The organism is Yersinia sp. 2466 StPb PI (assembly GCF_041538325.1).
Classification (GTDB): Bacteria; Pseudomonadota; Gammaproteobacteria; order Enterobacterales; family Enterobacteriaceae; genus Yersinia; species Yersinia enterocolitica_E.
Genome location: NZ_JAULSL010000001.1, coordinates 1,180,726 through 1,200,779 on the forward strand (window position 1 = coordinate 1,180,726; position 20,054 = coordinate 1,200,779).

Consider the following 20,054-nt stretch of genomic DNA (forward strand, 5'->3'; position numbering starts at 1 on the left):
ATACTATATTGATATGGCAATATTTTTTTAATCAGACTCTAAAAATAGGTTAACAATAATGGGTCATTGTTAACCTAAGACTGTACATTTCATTATTACCCATCGGTACTATCAATTTATCTGCTAAAAATAATTAACTCTTAGAGCAATCTTAATGCGCTCTTAATAAATATAAGGTGTTATTGTGGTCCATTCGGGTTTCCGAGGAGAGGCTATGCTAAACACTGTCCGGCGTAATTTTAAAAGTCAGTTTTCCTATTTACAGCGCTTTATTGCCTCACCACGTACCGTTGGTACGTTAGCTCCTTCTTCGCCTTGGTTATGTCAGGCGATGTTGAATCAGGTAGATTGGACCCAACACCTTAATATTGCTGAATTAGGGGCTGCTGATGGTGTACTGACAAAGCGTATTTTGTCACATATGTCAGCAAAGTCTCATTTACAGGCCTACGAGATTCAGCCACACTTTGTTCATGCATTACACCAGATTAAAGATTTACGTTTGCAGGTAGCTGATCGTTCAGCCGAACAGTTGGATCAGAATTACGATGTGGTATTTTGTTGTTTGCCATTACTCTCGATCCCAACCAAAATCAGTATTAGAATATTGCAGCAAACTCAGCAGCGCTTACGCGCTAACAGCGGAGTGTTAGTCTTATTTCAATACAGCCACCTTTCCGAGCCACTGTTATCTCGTTATTTCACGTGGAAAAAGATACGCGTGGTACGTAATTTCCCTCCTGCATTGGTGTATATTTGTCAGCCCCGTTAATGGTCTAACCTTGATAGTCACCTCATATTACCTGTGCAATAGCCTCTGGTTTGCCAGAGGATTATCAGGTAAAAAGCCCAATCATATTGATCAAATACACGCTTGAGTGTGACTTTCAGCGACTTTTCGCTCTCATCCAAATGCCTTCCCAATTCAATTGAGCTGATAGATAAGTAGGTTGTACTGGCAGGTTTACGTTTCGATCAGTTTGATGCTTTCGCCGGTAAAGGGCGGCCTTTCGTCATCAATCCCGATAGCTCTGATAGTCAATTGGTCCCTCGTACCGGTGTGGTCTATAAGCTGACACCGAAAGTTTCTCTTTATGACGCTTACAGTGGATCCTTCAAACCTAATTTGTCTATTGCCAACCAGATTGATTGCCACCGCAGCAGGGGTAATCTTGGGCGGTTGGCAGTAAAGTAGAATGGCTAATGATGTATCGTTAATTTTACGATGCTGTAAAGTTTGCACTACCTTTAATTATCGGTATGATTCGCATCTACAGTGTAGAGCTGAGTGTTAATACTATTTTAGCTGGTCGACAATAGTGGCCAGTTTTTTGATGCCGAGAATTTATCCTCAGAAGTTGATGCGAAAGGACTTTCAAGTAATGACACAGACTATCTTCATGGTAGGCGCGCGCGGTGCGGGTAAGACAACGGTAGGGAAGGCGTTGGCACAGGCGTTGGGATATCGTTTTATAGATACTGATCTGTTTATGCGGCAAACCTCACAGTTGAGTGTTGCTGAAGTGGTTGCTCGCGAAGGCTGGGAGGGTTTCCGCCAGCGGGAAAGTATGGCTCTACAGGCTGTCACTGCGCCTAAAACTGTTGTTGCAACCGGTGGCGGTGCGGTGCTCGCTCTTGAGAATCGTACTTTTATGCGTAAGCATGGGCAGGTTATCTATTTACGCGCATCAGCGAATGTGTTGGCTGAACGATTAGCCGAAGCCCCGGAAGATGCCCAGCGACCAAGTCTTACAGGTAAACCGATCGTAGAGGAAATGCAGGATGTGCTGGCTAGCCGGGAAGCTCTGTATCAAGAGGTTGCCCACTATGTGCTGGATGCGACTCAAGCGCCGCAAGATGTTGTTGAACAAATTTTGCAGCTTCTGACTGATGAAACCGTAAAGTAGCTGGGAAAGTAAGCGTAATTTATCCGATGAATAATTAGCCCACCTGATTGCCTGATAATTATACGAAGCGTACAATTATCACCTACGTAATCATTTCAGCGTAAATCGTTTGCGTTGATAAATGCCCCTTAAGGCAAGGCCGATCAAGGCGGGCCGATGAAAACCTTCAAATCCTTTATTCACCAACACACCAATTTTATGCCAGCGTTCTGGTCAATATTGATTGTGATTTTTGAAACCTCGCTGGCGCTGTACATCTTACGCAACCTCTAATACCACTCTTATTTCGATAAATGAACCTTCACGACAACTGTGAAGGTGTTTGCTATGGCTAATTTTCAACCATATGGCAGCTATTTACCGGCCCCAATAGGGCTATTTGCCGCTAAATTGTACGCTTTATCCACAACTTCGGGAGTGAATCCGGCGATGATCCCATTTCGCCATAATAATCAGTGACAGAGCGTTTATAGAAACCCTAATATGAAAGCTCAATCTTGATTAAGACGCGGGTACAAAACTATGCTGAAATTTAATGAGTATTTTACCGGGAAAGTGAAATCTATTGGTTTTGACAGTGACAGCATTGGGCAAGCTAGCGTTGGGGTGATGGAAAAGGGAGAGTACACCTTCAGTACGGCTAAAGCGGAAGAAATGACGGTGATCACCGGCTGCTTAAAAGTACTGATTCCTGGTTCGGCTGGCTGGGAAGTGTTTAAGCCAGGTGAAACCTTCTACATTCCAGGGGAAAGTGAGTTTAACCTGCAAGTTGCTGAAGCATCTTCGTATCTGTGTAAATATTTGAGCTAAAGAATTCAGATACTCGCCCTCTCATCGCGAAAGGGCGATATCAGCTTAAGCTGTGTTATGCACCTAAGTTAGTGCTGAGCCTCGCCACCCAAGGCTTCAATCAGATTTTTAATTAAGGCGGCCAGTTCACTGGTCATCAGAATAAAATCGGCATCGAAGCGCTGCGCAAAATCATCCCGATCAATATCATCATTCTGTTCACGCAGCGTGTCAGCGAATTTCAGGCGCTTAAGTGAGCCATCATCGGACAGAACCAATTGAACGCGTTCCTGCCAATCCAGTGCCAGTTTAGTGACCAGCTTGCCCGCTTCAATATGTACTGCGATTTCATCACTGAATAGATCCTGCTTCTTGCAACGGATCACGCCGCCGTCTTCCAGAATGGCTTTCAACTCAGCTTCATCCATCAGCGCAAATCCGGCGGGCAATTCTTTACTACGCACCCACTCGGTTAACGTCAGCTCGATAGGGTTTTCTAAGGTCAGTGGTACCACCGGCAAGGAACCCAGACTTTTACGCAACAATGCCAAGGTGTCTTCAGCCCGTTTAGCGCTGGCAGCATCAACCATAATCAGATCGTTGACGGTATCAATCCACAAAAAGGTTTGGTTAAAGCGACTGAATGCGCGTGGCAATAAACTGTGCAAAACTTCATCTTTTAATGCGTCTTTTTCAGTTTTTTTCAGTTTACGATGCTGTTCACCTTCCAGGCGCTCAATTTTGGCTTGCAACTCTTGCTTAATCACTGGTGATGGCAAGATTTTCTCTTCTTTGCGGGCACAAATGACAATCTGGCCATTAACCGTATGGGTTAATGCATCGCTATGCGACCCCATCGGTGATACCCAGCCCGTTTTTGCCATATCCTGACTGCCACACGGCGTGAAACTGAGGGCGCTTAACTGTTTCTCCATTTCATCCGCAGATAGTGAAACTTCCCGGCTCAAACGGTAAACCATTAAATTCTTAAACCACAACATAGTGTTATCCCTGGCTCGGGCGCGCCTGGAGCGCGCGAGTTAATCAAACGCAGGGCGGCATGATAACGAATTGACGCCTCGGCCCCTAGTAAAAAGAATAAGAAAAAAACAGAGCCAACCGCTCATCTGCTGAGCGCTATTTTAATCCACAGGGATTCAAACACGACAGAATGCAAAATAGCAGGCGACAAAGATTGTGTCACTGGGGTGTATTGTCCAAACTGAAAGAAGAAGATTTTTTTGTCGTCACGTTTTTGGCAAGCAGGGCCTTATTTTTTGATAAAATCGGTTATCACCAACAATAAATTTTCCTGTCAATGAGGTAAAGCGCTATGCGCATTGGTATAGATCTGGGTGGCACCAAAATAGAGGTCATCGCATTGGCCAACGACGGGCAGGAGTTATTTCGTAAACGGGTTGATACACCCCGCCACGATTATCAAAATACCTTGCAGGCGATTGCAACGTTAGTTGCAGATGCGGAGCAGGCGACGGGCCAGCAGGGGAGTGTGGGGGTGGGTATCCCAGGGACTCTCTCTCCGTTTACAGGCAAAGTAAAAAATGCCAATTCAGTGTGGCTGAATGGTCAGATGGTAGATAAGGATTTATCAGAACTACTCTCCCGCCCAGTGCGATTGGCAAATGATGCTAACTGTTTGGCGGTATCAGAAGCTACCGATGGTGCGGGGGCGGGGAAACATCTGGTATTTGCGGCCATTATTGGTACCGGCTGTGGCTCTGGTATTGCTATTGATGGCCGGGTACATGCTGGCGGCAATGGTATTGCGGGTGAATGGGGCCATAACCCTTTACCGTGGCAAAATGATGAAGAGCGGCAATATCAACAGGAAGTAGCCTGCTATTGCGGTAAAAAAGGGTGTATTGAGACTTTTGTCTCCGGCACCGGCTTTGCGACAGATTATTTTCGTATGAGTGGCAAGCAGCTTAAAGGCCACGAAATTATCGCCTTAGTAGCACAAGGGGATGCCATCGCAGAGCAAGCAATGAGTCATTATGAACAACGCTTTGCCAAGTCGTTAGCCCATGTCATTAACCTGTTTGACCCAGATGTGGTGGTATTAGGAGGTGGCATGAGCAATGTTGAGCGGCTATATGCAACCTTGCCCGCGCTAATCAGCCCATGGATATTTGGTGGTGAGTGCCAGACCCCGGTACGCAAAGCACTTCATGGCGATTCTAGTGGTGTGCGTGGGGCCGCTTGGTTGTGGCCTGCTATTACCCAGCATCCTTGACACTACAGCGTTGTTAGCGGCTCTCGCGCACCCGAATCACTTACTTGTGTAAGCTCATCGGGACTTACTCGTTTGCTGCCTAGCTGTAATGCCAATGCTTTTGGGTAATACTCTTTGTCCTTGACACGACAGCATTGTTAGCAGCTCTCGCGCACCCGAATCACTTACTTGTGTAAGCTCATCGGGACTTACTCGTTTGCTGCCTAGCTGTAATGCCAATGCTTTTGGGTAATACTCTTTGTCCTTGACACGACAGCGTTGTTAGCGGCTCTCGCGCACCCGAATCACTTACTTGTGTAAGCTCATCGGGACTTACTCGTTTGCTGCCTAGCTGTAATGCCAATGCTTTTGGGTAATACTTTTTGTCTTTGACACGACAGCGTTGTTAGCGGCTCTCGTGCACCCGAATTACTTACTTGTGTAAGCTCATCGGGATTAATGAGCCTCATCCTTGAGGCTCACCCTGCGGGCTAGCATAAATGCTGTTCAAATCGGTTCCCGACCGATTTGTAGCTCGTTTGCTGCTAATGACGCTGGTTAATATGCAGTTTTGCTATACCTACTTGACCTGGAAGATACTGTCTAAGCGGCTAACACCCAGTCCGTTGACTTTCTTCACTTTAATCTGCACTGGAATCCGGTCTTTCATTGCTTCAACATGACTGATGACTCCAATGGTTTTGCCCGACGCATTCAGGCTATCCAGAGCATCCAGCGCAGTATCCAGTGTTTCAGCATCGAGCGTACCAAAGCCTTCATCAAGAAACAGAGAGTCAATGCTGGTTTTATGGCTGACCAGATCCGACAGCGCCAGAGCAAGCGCCAAACTGACTAAAAAGCTTTCGCCCCCAGATAAGGTGCGGGTATCTCGTATTGCATCCGCCTGCCAGGTATCCACAACTTGCAGCTCTAATGCATCGCTGGTTTTGCGTTGTAACAAATAGCGGCCATGTAAGCGGCTGAGCTGGTTGTTTGCCAGATAGACCAGATGATCGAGTGTCAGACCCTGAGCAAATTTGCGGAATTTATCACCCTCTTTGGAACCAATTAAATGATTGAGATAGCTCCAATCTTCATATTGCTGCTGACTGTGCTCAATTTGCTCAAACAGTGCATGCTGGTTACTACGGCGCGCTGTATCGCTTTCTAACTGATTGCGTAACTCGCCTTGCCGTAATGTATTGGCCTTTAGTTGCATCAACAATTGCTCTGATTGCTGTTGCAATACCACCAATTCAGATGCTTTATCGACACCCGCCGGACACTGCTGTAATAGTTGCTCCAGCGCTTCACTGGCATGTTGCTGGCGGATGTTGATTTGTTGTTGTCGCTCGCTCAATTGCTGTTTTAATTGCTGCAAACGTTGCCTTTCCTCTTCATCCAGCAGTGCGGCGTTTAAGGCGGCTTCGTCCTCGAACTCGCTGATCGCCAGTGCTTGCTGTAATTGAGCTTGAGCGGTGGCAGCGCGCTGCTGATTATGCTGATATTGTTGCTCTAAGCCCGCCAGCTCCCCCGTTAATCGGTTTAGCTGGGACTGAGTCTGTTGCAGGATTTCTGCCGCATTCTGTTGTATCAACTCAGCTTGCTGTTGTTGTTGGCGCAACACCTGACGAGCCTCAGTAGTACTGATATCACCAAACAGTGCCTGACGTTGCTGACTCTGTTGTTGTAATAGGGTTTCAGCCTGTTGGTGTTGTTGGGTGAGCGCCGATAACTGGTCAATGCACTCTTGTAAATGGCGACGCTCTTCTTCAATCCGCGTTTCCAGTGTTTTTTGCCCCAGAACCAACTGTTGTTGTTCTTGCTGATTCTGCTGCCAACGCTGGTATTCCTCTTCCCGCAGAGTCAGCCAACTCTGCTGCTGGTCTGCTGCTGGTACTGATAATGATAAATCAGCCAAACTATTATTGAAGTCTTGGCGCATCTGAGCTAAATCATCTTGCTGGCGTTGATGCTGTAACTGCAGTTTCTGTTGGGCTTGCTGAGTATCTTGCTGGCGCTGAGTGATTAATGCCAGTTGTTGCAAGTGTTTTTGCTGCTGTTGTTCTGCTTGAGCCAGAGCATCTTTAGCTTGTTGGTATTGCTGGTTTAGCCGCTCATATTCAGCCAATTTCCGCTGGCAGTGTTGCTCTGATTGTTCCTGCTGTTCCAGCCAATCCATTAATGCTGCATGTTCATGTAATGCAAATGTCAACGCCAGAGGTTGCGCCAGCAGCTGCCAGCGCTGTTGATAATCGGCCAATTGCTGGCGGCTGTGCTGTAACTCTTGCTCTAGATGCTGCTGCTGTTGCTGCATACTGTTTTTTTGTGCGCTTAATTCTGAGCCTTCAGTGGCGAGTTGTTCAACCTGACGGCGCAGTTTCTCGAGGCGTTCGGCTGTTTCCGACGGTTTTACCGCCTGATACTCAGTGATAGCGGGGTGATCCAATGCGCCACATAGTGGGCAGGCATCTCCCGGTTGGAGTTTGGCTCTTTCCGCTTCCAGTCTGACTATCTGATTTTCGCGTTCCCACAAGGCTTCCAGATCAGCATGATGTTGTTTTTGATGTTTGTAGCGCTGACGTTTTTCTTCTAACTGCTGTTCAAGCTGTTTTAATTGCTGCTGTTGGCTGGTGAATTGTTGCTGTTGTTTATCGTGCTGTGCCTGAACTTGTTGTGCTAAAGGCGATAATGTGGCGAGTTGTTGCCGGGCCGGTCGCTGTTGCTGCAACTCGTCAAGTTGTTGGCGCAATTGTGTTGTGGGCTGTTGCTGCTCGAATGCTGCTAATTGCTGCTGGATGCTACCTGCTTGCGAGGCCGCGTGTACTAATACGGCCTGTTGCTGTTTATCCTGCTCATTTAATGTGGTCGCTTGCTGTTGCAAGCTGCTCAGTAATAAGGCTTGCTGCTGTAATTGCTGCTCGTTAGCCACTGACTGCTGGTGCTGTATGTGCAATTGGCGGAACTGTTCGCGCCATAACGGTAGGTACTTAACCCAGTGTTGATGGTGGGGATATTGCTGTGCATATTCAGCTAATTGTTGCAGGCGCTGATGCGTCTTTAGCAACTGCTGCTCATTTAACTCAAGTTGCTGTCTACCTTGTTGTTCTTTGCCGCGCAATTGCTGCAATTGAGTGGCAAATTGCGCTAATGAGTGCTGTTGTTGCGCGATAAGGTTATCCAGCGGTACCACTTTTTGCTCAATCAGTGTTTCTTGTTCATGCTGCTTGGCCGCCTGTTGTTGGCGTGCGGTATTGGCTTGTTCCAGAGCTTGAGCCAGGGGGGTTAGTTGGCTCTGAAGCTGTTGCTGCTGTTGGGTCAGCGCGGTGATACGCAGCTGTGTCTGTTGTGCATCCTGTTGGCTGAGTGAGCAGTCACGCAGTAAAGGGCGCAACTTCTCAGCCGGTTCACTACGGGCCAGCCGGTGTAATTCAGGTTGTGCCTGCTGATATTCTTGTTCAATAATTGTTTGCTGCTGCTGATATTCTTGTAGATTCTGTTGCTGTCTTTGCCAGCCGGTTAACCAGTTTATTTGGTTTTGACTCGCTGATTGTGCTGAAACAAGCTGCTTTTCTTGTTGGTGGAGATCATCGATTTGTTGCGTTAATGCCAAGCGCTGTTCTTCATTGAGCAGTTCAATACCACTGGCACGTTGATGTAAAGCATCCAGATTGGCCTTGGCCTGTTTATGTTGCTCAAAGACATATTCAGATAGCCGCCCGTAGATATCAGTCCCCGTTAGCTCTTCCAATAATTCGGCACGGTCATTGGCATCGGCATTGAGAAAAGCAGCAAACTGCCCTTGCGATAACATCATTGATTTAGTGAAACGGCCAAAATCCAGGCCGGTGATCGCTGCAACCATCTCCAACTTATCACGCACTTTATCGGCCAGGATTTTACCGCTGTCGCATAGCGCCAACTCAACTTTAGGGGCTTGCAGATTGCCTTCCGGGCTGTTTTTTGCCCGCCGCTGGCTCCAGAATGCACGATAGCAGATGCCTTTTACTTCAAACTCAACTTCGGCTAGTGACTCCGCTGTGTGGCGTGTCATTAGCTCATTTTGGCTGGGCGTGACAGTCAAACGTGGTGTTTGGTGGTATAGCGCAAGGCATATGGCATCCAGCAGTGTGGTTTTACCTGCGCCTGTCGGGCCAGTGATAGCGAATAAACCGTTGCTGGCAAAAGGTTCGGCGGTGAAATCTATCTTCCACTCCCCTTGCAGAGAATTAATGTTTTTTAGACGTAAGCTTAAAATCCTCATGCAGGCTGCTCCTGTGCGGCATCTTTATCTTGCGTGATGTCATCAACCACCTGATTGAACATTTGACGCATCCGCTGTTGGCGCGGCTCGGCTAAGTCTGGCTCCAGCGCCAGCCTGCGTTCAAACACATCGGTAACACTCAGCTCATTGAGTGTCTCTTTTTCCTGCCGCTCGATACTGTTGTTACGTTGTTCTTTACTGCGACGTAACAATACAATTTCAACCGGTAGCTCTGTGGTCAGAGCCTGAATACGGCGTTGGATATCAGTAAGATAGTCTTGGGTGGCAACTTCTATATCTAGCCATACGGGTAAGCCTTGATGCTCAGAGAATTGAGCCAGTTGCTGCTCTATTTGCGCTAAATCCCCTTTAATTAATTGCATTGGCTGAAATTGTGGGATGAAGAGAGGGGTAACTGATGCCAGTGCCTGTTGGTGGAATTCCACCAGATAGACGCTTTTCTCCTTGCTCAATTCATCAAAACTGAGAGCAATGGGGGAGCCGCTATAACGGATATGTTCAGTTTTAGCCACTTGCTGGGCGCGATGAATATGGCCTAAAGCAATGTAATCTGCTGGTGGAAATGCCTGCGCGGGGAAAGCATCCAATGTACCAATATAGATATCGCGAACCGAGTCTGTCGTGGTGACGCCAACGGTAGTCAGGTGCCCGGTGGCAATAATGGGCAGTAGCAAACCCAGTTCGGTACGCAATTCAACCGCCCGCTGATACAGTGCCTGGTAGTGGCCCGCGATCGCTTCTTGTAAAGCCAGTTGTTTTTGCCCTCCAGATTCACCCGCCTGACTGGTGACTAAGTCCCTTGGCCGTAAAAACGGGATCGCACACAGCAGAGCCGCAGGTTGATGTTGGCGGTCTTTTAGAATAATGATTTGTTGATCGAGATTGCTGTTGGCGCACGAAATAACGGTGGTATTGAGATAAGAGAGCAAACCCCGTGATTCATTCAGTGTTGACACAGAATCGTGATTACCCCCCAATACCACTAACTGACAGCCAGTGGGTTGGAGCTCAACCACGAAACGGTTATATAGCTCACGGGCGTAACTGGGCGGGGAGCCAGTATCAAAGATATCACCTGCTACAATTAGCGCATCTACCTGATTTTCTTCGATCTGATTAATGAGCCAGTGCAGAAATGCCTGATGCTCAGCAGCGCGGCTTTTAGTGAAGAAATGCTGGCCTAAATGCCAATCAGAGGTATGAATAATGCGCATAAATCTCCCACACGGCAGGTTATCAGTCAAAGATAATGGCGCTGATTATAAACGCTGCCCGCCGGATGTCGCGGCTAAAAAAAGGCTAGGAGGAAAATCTCCGAGACGTCTCGCAAACTTGACTGCTGTGTTTTGCAATTATCATGAAATTTATCACTATGCTTATTGCTAGTAGAAGCGTGATGTTTTTCATAAAAATGTCACAAAACTGACGCATAATGGCTCCCGAAATCAAATAGTGACCACTAACATACTGGCAGGGTTGATGATGGCAAGACGCATACTTGTGGTGGAAGATGAAGCGCCAATCCGTGAGATGGTGTGCTTTGTGTTGGAACAGAATGGTTACCAACCATTAGAAGCCGAAGATTATGACAGCGCAGTAACTCGTCTGTCGGAGCCTTTCCCTGATTTAGTGTTGTTGGACTGGATGTTACCTGGCGGCTCGGGTATTCAGTTCATTAAACATATGAAACGTGAAGCGTTGACCAGAGATATTCCGGTGATGATGCTGACGGCCCGTGGCGAAGAAGAGGATAGGGTGCGCGGTTTGGAAGTGGGCGCAGATGACTATATTACCAAGCCGTTTTCGCCGAAGGAGCTGGTTGCGCGTATTAAAGCAGTGATGCGCCGAATATCGCCGATGGCTGTTGAGGAAGTTATTGAAATGCAAGGGCTAAGCCTTGATCCTTCCTCACATCGGGTTATGGCCAATGAGCAAGCGCTGGATATGGGGCCGACCGAGTTTAAGTTATTGCACTTCTTTATGACCCACCCGGAGCGCGTTTACAGCCGTGAACAGTTGCTTAATTATGTTTGGGGCACTAACGTTTATGTAGAAGATCGTACGGTTGACGTGCATATTCGTCGGCTACGCAAGGCGCTTGAAATTGATGGTCATGACAGAATGGTACAAACTGTCCGGGGAACTGGATACCGTTTCTCAACGCGCTACTGAGTTTTCAGTGCCGGAGAATTCGTTGTGTTAGAACGCTTATCATGGAAAACGCTGGCTCTCGAGCTGGCTCTTTTTTGTCTGCCTGCATTACTCCTGGGTGCCTTCATCGGCTATCTTCCGTGGCTATTGCTGATTTCAGCTGTCGCGGCGCTGGTTTGGAATTTCTATAATCAACTTAAGTTATCTCACTGGTTGTGGTTAGACCGTAGCATGACACCACCTGCTGGTCACTGGAGCTGGGAGCCTTTATTTTACGGCTTGTACCAAATGCAGTTGCGAAATCGTCGGCGTCGGCGCGAACTGGCTTTGCTTATCAAACGTTTCCGCAGTGGTGCCGAATCATTGCCTGACGCGGTAGTTATTACCACAATTGATGGCAATATCTTCTGGTGTAACGGTTTAGCTCAGCAGTTGTTAGGGTTTCGTTGGCCGGAGGATAACGGCCAACATATCCTTAATTTATTGCGCTACCCGGAATTCAGCCAATATCTGCAACAACAAGAGTTCTCCCGCCCGTTGACTCTGCAACTGAACAATGGTTATTACGTCGAATTTCGTGTGATGCCTTATTCAGAAGGGCAATTATTGATGGTTGCCCGTGATGTTACTCAGATGCGGCAGTTGGAAGGTGCAAGGCGTAATTTCTTTGCCAACGTCAGTCATGAATTGCGTACGCCACTGACGGTGTTGCAAGGTTATCTGGAAATGATGAATGACCAAGAGCTGGTTGGGCCATTACGGGATAAAGCACTGGGGACCATGCAAGAGCAGACTAAGCGAATGGATGGATTGGTAAAACAGCTCTTGACGCTATCACGAATTGAAGCGGCACCTAATGTGGATATGAATGAGCGGGTGGATATTCCGTTGATGCTGAAAGTGTTACAGCATGAAGTTCAGGCTCTCAGTAACGGACGACATGAGATTACCTTCCGGGTTAACGACCAATTAAAAGTGTTTGGTAACGAAGACCAACTGCGCAGTGCGGTATCAAATCTGGTTTATAACGCCGTCAATCACACGCCTGTTGGTACCCAAATTGAGGTGTGTTGGCAGCAAACGCCACAAGGTGCACAATTTCAGGTCAGCGATAATGGGCCGGGAATCGGTCCTGAACATGTTCCACGGCTAACGGAGCGGTTCTATCGGGTGGATAAAGCCCGATCACGGCAAACGGGGGGCAGTGGATTAGGGCTGGCAATTGTGAAACATGCATTGAGTCATCACGATGCACGTTTAGAGGTCATGAGCGAAGTCGGTCTGGGGACTCGATTTATCTTTACCTTGCCGAATCGATTGATTGTTCCCGCAGTTTTAGCCGAGAATGCAGTCAAATCCTAAAAACTGCATGGATACCAAGCTGATGAAATGGGCAAAACTGACGTTGTTGCATGTCATGCTATGGTTTAGCCATGCCGTTTTAGCGCAATCTGAAGCGGTATTTTCCCCTCCGGTTGCTGTTTTGCCGATGGCTTCCGTGCCTGCCACCAATACCTTATCAGGCAACCTCTCCAGTGTGGGTTCTGACACCTTAGCCAATCTGATGTCCTTGTGGGCAGATGATTTTAATCATCACTATCCTGGTGTTAATTTGCAAATTCAGGCGGCAGGTTCCTCTACTGCCCCTGCGGCGTTAGCTGTCGGTGCCGCCCAGCTTGGTCCGATGAGCCGCCCAATGAAAGCGGGTGAGATCAACGCATTTATTCAACGTTATGGCTATCCACCACTGGCAGTTCCTGTGGCAGTTGATGCATTGGTGGTGTTTGTTCATCAGGATAACCCACTGAACAAACTGACTTTACCTCAGCTTGATGCTATTTTTTCGCAAAATCGCCGATGTGGAGAGCCACACCAGATTCAGCGCTTTGGTGAGTTGGGATTGGAAGGGGCGTGGGCGGCGCGTTCCTTACAACGTTATAGCCGGAACTCAGCTTCGGGGACCTATGGATACTTCAAACATAAGGTACTGTGCGATGGTGATTTTATAAATAATGTCAATGAGTTGCCTGGGTCCGCCTCTGTGGTACAGGCGGTGGCTGGCTCATTGAATGGCATTGGCTATGCCAGTATTGGTTTTCGTAACAGTGGTGTTAAACCGTTGTCACTGGCGGCGGTGGGGCAAGATTTTGTGATGCCAACTCCTGAGAATGTTAAAGATGGCCGCTACCCTTTATCACGTTATCTGTATATTTATATCAATAAAGCTCCGGGCCAGCCACTGGAGCCATTGACTGCGGCGTTCCTTGAGCGGGTTCTATCACCTGAGGGGCAAAAGAGGGTCACCCATGACGGTTATCTCCCCCTGCCTCCCGAGATACTGATTCACACCCGAAAAGCGTTAGGTTTTACTGATTAAGGTGTTTCAGTCGTCGTTTTTTGCCTATGCAATCTTGCATCATTTCTGTGCGTAAAATGATCAACCTCTCCTGAGTATTCGTCACCAGATTGGCGGTAAATTGTTAACGACTGGCTACAAATAATACAAATCATATGGCGTGTATTTCTTAAAACATGGCATGATTAACTGGTTTGATAACATTATCTGGATGATGGCTCTGCTTTTATGATCCCGACTTGCCTTTCTCCGCTATAAACGGTCTACTTAGCGCCGTTGTTGGCCTATTCCACCTGCAAATAACTTCAAAAACACTGCATACTGACGAAATAGATTGCTTATTAACCGCCGGAGTTTGCGTTTATCAGAGCTTTGTATCGTTTCGATCACGTAGGAAAGACCACAACTTAGAACTTTTCCTTTTGGTCATTTAACTAGGCAACGCACATCACTATGAGTCATCGTTTATCGTCTAAAGATATTATGGCATTAGGTTTTATGACCTTCGCCTTATTCGTTGGAGCTGGCAACATCATCTTCCCGCCGATGGTTGGTTTACAATCGGGTGAACATGTATGGTGGGCAGCTCTTGGCTTCCTGATAACCGCGGTTGGCTTACCGGTTATTACCATTATCGCACTGGCCCGGGTGGGCGGGGGGATTGATGCCCTGAGTAGCCCAATTGGCCGTAGTGCTGGTTTGGTACTGGCTACCGTCTGTTATTTGGCTGTCGGCCCACTGTTTGCCACGCCACGAACCGCAACAGTTTCCTTCGAAGTGGGCATCGCCCCTTTGACTGGTGATGGCCCGTTGCCGCTGTTTATTTATAGTGTGGTTTATTTCGCGCTGGTGATTGGCATTTCGCTCTATCCGGGGCGTTTGCTGGACACCGTCGGTCATATTCTGGCCCCACTGAAAATTCTGGCGCTTGCTATCTTGGGTATCGCGGCGTTGATTTGGCCTGCCGGTCCGTTGATTTCAGCCACTGATGCCTATCAGAACGTGCCTTTCTCCTCCGGTTTCGTTAATGGTTATCTGACCATGGATACCTTAGGTGCCTTGGTCTTTGGTATCGTTATCGTCAATGCGGCCCGTTCGCGTGGAGTGGTTTCCGCAGGGCTGCTGACGCGCTATACCATTTGGGCAGGATTGATTGCCGGTATCGGTTTGACGCTCGTTTACTTGAGCTTGTTTAAACTTGGCAGTGGCAGTGGCAGCCTGACGCCTGACGCACAGAATGGCGCAGTCGTGTTGCATGCTTATGTTCAGCACACCTTTGGTGGTTTGGGCAGTGTGTTCCTGGCCGCATTGATTTTCATTGCCTGTATGGTGACCGCTGTGGGCCTAACGTGTGCCTGTGCTGAATTCTTTGCTCAGTACTTGCCGCTGTCTTATCGGGCGCTGGTATTCATTCTCGGTATCTTCTCAATGATGGTATCGAATTTGGGCTTGAGTCACCTAATTCAGATTTCCATTCCGGTACTGACAGCGATATATCCACCATGCATCGTGCTGGTTTTGATGAGCTTTACTTTGCGCTGGTGGCATCATGCCTCACGTATCGTGGCTCCGGTTATGCTGGTTAGTTTGCTGTTCGGTATTCTTGATGCGGTGAAGGCTTCTACGTTCGCGCACTTCCTGCCTGAATGGACTCAGCATCTGCCATTGGCTGAACAAGGTCTGGCGTGGTTATCGCCTTCCCTGCTGGTATTCGTCGTCGTAGGGTTGTACGATCGCCTCTGCTGTCGCCAGGAAGTTGCTGCTAAGCAATAACGGCACAGTTATAGGATTTTTTTAGCCACGGCTCATCCCCGTGGCTTTTTGCTGAAAAAAGACGGGGCAATGTACATGGAATTACCAGTCAAAAATAAGCTGAAACGGGGCCTGACGACCCGTCATATCCGCTTTATGGCATTAGGGTCAGCAATAGGTACCGGCTTATTCTATGGTTCGGCTGATGCGATAAGAATGGCAGGGCCTAGTGTGTTATTGGCATACCTGATCGGTGGCGTGGTGGCATTTATCATTATGCGTGCGTTGGGTGAGATGTCAGTGAATAACCCACAGGCCAGTTCTTTCTCGCGCTATGCACAAGATTACCTTGGGCCAATGGCGGGCTATATCACCGGCTGGACGTATTGCTTTGAGATTTTGATTGTTGCTATTGCTGATGTGACCGCCTTCGGTATCTATATGGGGGTCTGGTTCCCGGACGTGCCTCATTGGGTATGGGTGCTGAGTGTGGTGCTGATTATTGGCGCAGTTAATATGATGAGTGTCAAAGTCTTCGGTGAGCTGGAGTTCTGGTTCTCATTCTTTAAAGTTGCCACCATCATCATCATGATTCTGGCCGGGTTTGGTATCATTATTTGGGGTATTGGTAACGGTGGACAGCCGACCGGTATTCATAATTTATGGACTAACGGCGGCTTCTTCAGTAACGGTTTCGTCGGCATGATCCTATCATTGCAACTGGTGATGTTTGCTTATGGTGGTATTGAGATTATCGGTATTACCGCCGGAGAAGCGGAAAATCCAAAAAGCTCCATTCCGAAAGCAATTAACTCAGTGCCGTGGCGTATCCTGGTGTTCTACGTCGGGACCCTGTTTGTCATCATGTCTATCTACCCTTGGAATCAGGTGGGCACGAACGGTAGCCCATTTGTACTGACCTTCCAGCATATGGGGATTACCGTTGCGGCAGGTATTCTCAATTTTGTGGTGATCACCGCTTCATTATCTGCCATTAACAGTGATGTCTTTGGTGTCGGGCGTATGTTGAACGGAATGGCGGAACAGGGCCACGCACCAAAAGCCTTTGCGGCAATATCCAAGCGTGGTGTGCCTTGGGTGACGGTGTTGGTGATGATGTTTGCCATGCTGATTGCGGTTTATCTGAACTACATCATGCCGGAAAATGTATTCCTGGTTATCGCATCGCTGGCGACTTTTGCCACTGTATGGGTATGGATCATGATTTTGTCTTCCCAGATTGGTTTCCGGCGTTCATTAAGCAAAGAACAGATTAAGGCGCTGGATTTCCCACTGCGTGGCGGCACCTTTACTTCGGTGCTGGCAATCATTTTCCTGGTGTTTATCATCGCTCTGATTGGCTGGTTCCCGACAACCCGCATTTCACTGTATGTAGGGTTAGTGTGGATTGCATTGTTGTTGGTGGGGTATTACTTGAAAGTGCGCCATCAAAAGAAACAGCTAGAGCTTGCCAAAGAAACTGAGTAATACTGAGTCAATACCTACTATCAAGCCGGGAGATTTCTCGGCTTTTTTTTGCTCTATACAATCTGGGGCATTCTGCTATTTACCCACATACTTCTCCTCCCCCAATCTCATCCCTGATATTTATAGTGACAGATGAGGGGGAAGCAGCCACTACATGACATTATTTATATCGGCGAGCTGTATATTCAGATAAATCGCCTATCTCAGGTGAATGTGTCGCGGCGTTAATGTCTGCACCAGATAGCCTTAACAGGAATGGTTTTGGTTAACGCAGGAGAATTTTATGCTTAGTGGTTGGCATCTTCCGGTCCCGCCTTTTGTTCGTCAGCGAGGCGACGCATTACAGATTACTTTATGGTTGCATGGCGAATGGTTGCATGGCGACACATTACCAGCACAGGTTTTCTTACGCTGCGAACCGGATAATGAAGAATGGCTACTGACGATGAAAGGCCAACAGCGTGATGGCTTTTGGTGTTATCGCGCGACGCTGCCTTTACATGAAGGGCAACCTACACGGCGCTACTGTTTTAAACTGTTATGGGATGACGACCAACAATGGTTCGGCCCGCTGGGATTCTCGCGGGTTCCTCCGGCGCAACTGGCTCAGTTTGCCATTGATATGCCCGACAGTGGCCCTGACTGGGTGGCCGACCAAGTCTTTTATCAGATATTCCCCGATCGGTTTGCCAGTAGTCAGGGTGGGCACGGCGTGCAAAATGCGAGTTATCATCATCACGCTGCGGGTCATTCGGTGGCTCGTCGTGCATGGCAACAACCATTGGATGACACTAATGCCGCTTCAACATTCTATGGCGGTGACCTGGCGGGTATCAGCCAAAAAATCCCTTATTTGCAACAGCTTGGCGTTACTGCGTTGTATCTAAATCCAATTTTTACCGCACCCAGCGTACATAAATATGATACGCAAGATTATTATCAGATAGATCCCTATCTGGGCGGCGAGGCGGCTTTTCTGCAATTACGTCTGGCTACCCGTGAGGCCGGCATAAAATTGGTACTTGATGGGGTGTTTAATCATACCGGTGATTCCCATCATTGGTTTGATAGGCACCAGCAAGGGGATAATGGTGCTTGTCATCATCAGGACTCACCTTATCGGGGCTGGTTTAATTTCTTCCCCGATGGGCGAGCGTTGGATTGGAAAGGTAATGCCAGCTTGCCAAAACTCAACTTCGCGAGTGAGGACGTGGTAAATCAAATCTATCGGGGCGACGATAGTGTGGTGCGTTATTGGTTACGCCCCCCTTACAGCATTGATGGTTGGCGGTTAGATGTGGTGCATATGTTGGGGGAGGAGGGCGGAGCAAAAGGGAATTTGCGCCATTTAGCCGGTATTTATCAGGCAGCAAAAGAAGAAAATCCGCAGGCCTATATTCTGGGGGAACACTTTGGTGATGCACGTAATTGGTTACATGCCGGTGTAGAAGATTCGGCAATGAATTACATGGGTTTTGCATTACCGGTGCGTGGCTTTTTAGCGGGCCAGGATGTGGCTTATCATCCAATAAAACTCAACGCTGAGGATTGTGCCTACTGGATGGATGAGTACCGAGCCGGATTGCCGCACGGCCATCAGTTGCGTTTATTTAATCAACTGGACAGCCATGATACTGCTCGTTTTATCACGCTACTAAATAATGATAAAGCCCGGATGCAGATGGCGCTGGTGTGGTTATTTAGCTGGATTGGTGTGCCTTGCTTATTTTATGGCGATGAAATTGGTGTTGATGGTGGCAATGATCCGTTCTGCCGCAAACCCTTCCCGTGGGATCAGGCTCAGTGGGATAATGACCTATTGAAGTTATGCCAACGACTGGCGGCTCTACGGCACAAAAGCATGGCGCTGCGGCGTGGTGGTTGTCAGGTGGTTTATGCCAATGGTGACACTTTGGTGTTTATTCGTAGCTACCAACGTGAACGAGTGATGGTCGCGATACAACGTATTAGTGATATCAATGTTTCGTTGCCAGCATCCCCTTTACTCAATGTCGCTAAGTGGCTGCGTCTGGAAGGCTCATCTGAGCTGGATGGCACTGAGTCAGGCGTCAATCTGCACTTGGCTGGCGAGAGTGTCACTTTGTGGCGTGGTGTTGGTGAGCGCTAACTTAATCGTTAGCCAGCAGTGATAGCGATTAAAAGCGGCCAAGCGCCGCTTTTCCTTTTGTTGAGATATTATATATATGATAGGTAATCGTATGGCTGGCCAAACAGTGGGCAGGTAATATTCAGCAAAGGGAAAATGATATGAGCACAATTAAACGAAAGGCATTGATCATTGGCGCCTCAAGAGGTTTGGGACTGGGGCTGGTTGACGAACTTAATCGCCGTGGTTGGTCAGTGACTGCGACGACACGCGGTGTTGCGAAAGATACCGCAGCCCATGCCGCCCATTGGCTAACATTGGATATTAATAAACCTGAAAGTATTAAGCAGTTTTTGCCACAGGTACAGGGGCAGATATTCGACCTGATATTTGTTAATGCGGGTATCTCTGGGCCGCAGCATCAATCAGCTCTTGAGGCGCAACCGGAAGATATTTTGGAATTATTCCAAACCAATGCCGTTTCACCTATCCGTATCGCTCAGCATCTGCTGGCACAACGTAATCCAACTCAAAGTGTATTGGCCTTTATGTCTTCTCAGTTGGGGAGTATTGGTCACAATGCCTCCGGCCATAAACCTCTCTATTCAGCCAGTAAAGCCGCACTGAATATGATGACCCGTAGTTTGGTTGCTGAAGTGGCCGATCCGGCTCTGACGGTGCTATCGATTCATCCCGGTTGGGTAAAAACGGATATGGGCGGGGATGCGGCACCCCTGACTATTGCGACCAGTGTGAAGGGTGTGGTCGACCAAATTGAGCACGCTTCGGGTAAAGGGGGGCATGGATTTATCGATTATCAGGGGCAGTCATTACCCTGGTGATATATACCCGTCATACTTCAAGCTGCATGTGCGTTGGCTGCTTTCGTTCACCCGAATCACTTACCTGAGTAAGCTCATCGGGATTTACTCGATTGCCGCCTTCCTGCAACTCGAATTATTTAGGGTATATAATGAAGTGGTAAA

Annotated in this window: 15 protein-coding genes and 1 pseudogene; 13 read left to right on the top strand and 3 right to left on the bottom strand. The window is 48.0% G+C overall.

The features are described 5' to 3' along the window. Positions 1 to 214: 214 nt before the first annotated feature. The 5 genes and pseudogenes from Q2T72_RS05220 to ppnP all read left to right on the top strand — a co-directional run bounded on the left by Q2T72_RS05220 (position 215) and on the right by ppnP (position 2,717). Positions 215 to 772: a class I SAM-dependent methyltransferase gene (locus Q2T72_RS05220; protein ID WP_372568754.1), complete on the top strand. Its 558-nt coding sequence runs from the start codon at positions 215 to 217 to the stop codon at positions 770 to 772. 177 nt (positions 773 to 949) lie between these two features. Then, positions 950 to 1,150: pseudogene (locus Q2T72_RS05225) on the top strand (TonB-dependent receptor domain-containing protein); the annotation flags it as partial. A gap of 232 nt (positions 1,151 to 1,382) precedes the next feature. Beyond that, entirely contained in the window at positions 1,383 to 1,907 is a 525-nt protein-coding gene (aroL, locus tag Q2T72_RS05230) for a shikimate kinase AroL (protein WP_083160095.1), read from the top strand. Positions 1,908 to 2,234: 327 nt separating this feature from the next. After that, entirely contained in the window at positions 2,235 to 2,366 is a 132-nt protein-coding gene (locus Q2T72_RS05235; RefSeq protein WP_265331634.1) for a hypothetical protein, read from the top strand. A 63-nt stretch (positions 2,367 to 2,429) separates the two neighbouring features. After that, the gene (gene ppnP / locus Q2T72_RS05240; RefSeq protein ID WP_005189270.1) at positions 2,430 to 2,717 is read left to right on the top strand and encodes a pyrimidine/purine nucleoside phosphorylase; all 288 of its coding nucleotides are present in this window, start codon (positions 2,430 to 2,432) and stop codon (positions 2,715 to 2,717) included. 68 nt (positions 2,718 to 2,785) lie between these two features. On the opposite strand, the gene rdgC is transcribed toward ppnP, so the two are convergent. Continuing rightward, on the bottom strand, positions 2,786 to 3,697 hold the full coding sequence (gene rdgC, locus Q2T72_RS05245; RefSeq protein WP_083160093.1) for a recombination-associated protein RdgC: 912 nt from the start codon (positions 3,695 to 3,697) through the stop codon (positions 2,786 to 2,788). 332 nt (positions 3,698 to 4,029) lie between these two features. Here rdgC and mak point away from each other — a divergent pair, with 332 nt between their 5' ends. Beyond that, positions 4,030 to 4,950, top strand: coding sequence for a fructokinase (mak, locus tag Q2T72_RS05250; RefSeq protein WP_372568755.1), 921 nt, complete (start codon positions 4,030 to 4,032; stop codon positions 4,948 to 4,950). A gap of 559 nt (positions 4,951 to 5,509) precedes the next feature. On the opposite strand, the gene Q2T72_RS05255 is transcribed toward mak, so the two are convergent. Continuing rightward, on the bottom strand, positions 5,510 to 9,193 hold the full coding sequence (locus Q2T72_RS05255) for an AAA family ATPase (protein WP_372568756.1): 3,684 nt from the start codon (positions 9,191 to 9,193) through the stop codon (positions 5,510 to 5,512). Continuing rightward, positions 9,190 to 10,428, bottom strand: a complete 1,239-nt coding sequence (gene sbcD, locus Q2T72_RS05260; RefSeq protein ID WP_083160087.1) for an exonuclease subunit SbcD — start codon at positions 10,426 to 10,428, stop codon at positions 9,190 to 9,192. Before sbcD ends, Q2T72_RS05255 begins: the two co-directional genes overlap by 4 nt. Before the next feature lie 268 nt (positions 10,429 to 10,696). Between sbcD and phoB the strand changes: the two genes are divergently transcribed. From phoB to Q2T72_RS05295, 7 genes are all read left to right on the top strand, one after another. After that, positions 10,697 to 11,386: a phosphate response regulator transcription factor PhoB gene (gene phoB, locus Q2T72_RS05265; protein WP_025377384.1), complete on the top strand. Its 690-nt coding sequence runs from the start codon at positions 10,697 to 10,699 to the stop codon at positions 11,384 to 11,386. Between the two features lie 24 nt (positions 11,387 to 11,410). Beyond that, positions 11,411 to 12,727 carry a phosphate regulon sensor histidine kinase PhoR gene (gene phoR / locus Q2T72_RS05270; protein ID WP_372568757.1) on the top strand — a complete coding sequence of 439 codons (1,317 nt, stop codon included), beginning with the start codon at positions 11,411 to 11,413 and terminating at the stop codon, positions 12,725 to 12,727. A gap of 22 nt (positions 12,728 to 12,749) precedes the next feature. Further along, positions 12,750 to 13,742 (top strand): PstS family phosphate ABC transporter substrate-binding protein, encoded by a 993-nt coding sequence (locus Q2T72_RS05275; RefSeq protein WP_372568758.1) that lies wholly within the window; start codon positions 12,750 to 12,752, stop codon positions 13,740 to 13,742. A 432-nt stretch (positions 13,743 to 14,174) separates the two neighbouring features. Further along, on the top strand, positions 14,175 to 15,494 hold the full coding sequence (gene brnQ / locus Q2T72_RS05280; RefSeq protein ID WP_083160081.1) for a branched-chain amino acid transport system II carrier protein: 1,320 nt from the start codon (positions 14,175 to 14,177) through the stop codon (positions 15,492 to 15,494). Between the two features lie 75 nt (positions 15,495 to 15,569). Next, positions 15,570 to 16,961 (top strand): proline-specific permease ProY, encoded by a 1,392-nt coding sequence (proY, locus tag Q2T72_RS05285; RefSeq protein WP_372568759.1) that lies wholly within the window; start codon positions 15,570 to 15,572, stop codon positions 16,959 to 16,961. A gap of 283 nt (positions 16,962 to 17,244) precedes the next feature. After that, a complete protein-coding gene (malZ, locus tag Q2T72_RS05290) occupies positions 17,245 to 19,089 on the top strand; it encodes a maltodextrin glucosidase (RefSeq protein WP_083160077.1) in 1,845 nt (614 codons plus the stop codon). A gap of 140 nt (positions 19,090 to 19,229) precedes the next feature. Further along, complete coding sequence (locus tag Q2T72_RS05295; RefSeq protein ID WP_372568760.1) at positions 19,230 to 19,910, top strand: SDR family oxidoreductase; 681 nt, start codon at positions 19,230 to 19,232, stop codon at positions 19,908 to 19,910. Positions 19,911 to 20,054: the final 144 nt, after the last annotated feature.

Coding starts and splice junctions, on each gene's coding strand:
- Q2T72_RS05220 (WP_372568754.1), top strand. CDS start 215: ATGCTAAACACTGTCCGGCGTAATTTTAAAAGTCAGTTTTCCTATTTA.
- aroL (WP_083160095.1), top strand. CDS start 1,383: ATGACACAGACTATCTTCATGGTAGGCGCGCGCGGTGCGGGTAAGACA.
- Q2T72_RS05235 (WP_265331634.1), top strand. CDS start 2,235: ATGGCTAATTTTCAACCATATGGCAGCTATTTACCGGCCCCAATAGGG.
- ppnP (WP_005189270.1), top strand. CDS start 2,430: ATGCTGAAATTTAATGAGTATTTTACCGGGAAAGTGAAATCTATTGGT.
- rdgC (WP_083160093.1), bottom strand. CDS start 3,697: ATGTTGTGGTTTAAGAATTTAATGGTTTACCGTTTGAGCCGGGAAGTT.
- mak (WP_372568755.1), top strand. CDS start 4,030: ATGCGCATTGGTATAGATCTGGGTGGCACCAAAATAGAGGTCATCGCA.
- Q2T72_RS05255 (WP_372568756.1), bottom strand. CDS start 9,193: ATGAGGATTTTAAGCTTACGTCTAAAAAACATTAATTCTCTGCAAGGG.
- sbcD (WP_083160087.1), bottom strand. CDS start 10,428: ATGCGCATTATTCATACCTCTGATTGGCATTTAGGCCAGCATTTCTTC.
- phoB (WP_025377384.1), top strand. CDS start 10,697: ATGGCAAGACGCATACTTGTGGTGGAAGATGAAGCGCCAATCCGTGAG.
- Q2T72_RS05275 (WP_372568758.1), top strand. CDS start 12,750: ATGAAATGGGCAAAACTGACGTTGTTGCATGTCATGCTATGGTTTAGC.
- brnQ (WP_083160081.1), top strand. CDS start 14,175: ATGAGTCATCGTTTATCGTCTAAAGATATTATGGCATTAGGTTTTATG.
- proY (WP_372568759.1), top strand. CDS start 15,570: ATGGAATTACCAGTCAAAAATAAGCTGAAACGGGGCCTGACGACCCGT.
- malZ (WP_083160077.1), top strand. CDS start 17,245: ATGCTTAGTGGTTGGCATCTTCCGGTCCCGCCTTTTGTTCGTCAGCGA.
- Q2T72_RS05295 (WP_372568760.1), top strand. CDS start 19,230: ATGAGCACAATTAAACGAAAGGCATTGATCATTGGCGCCTCAAGAGGT.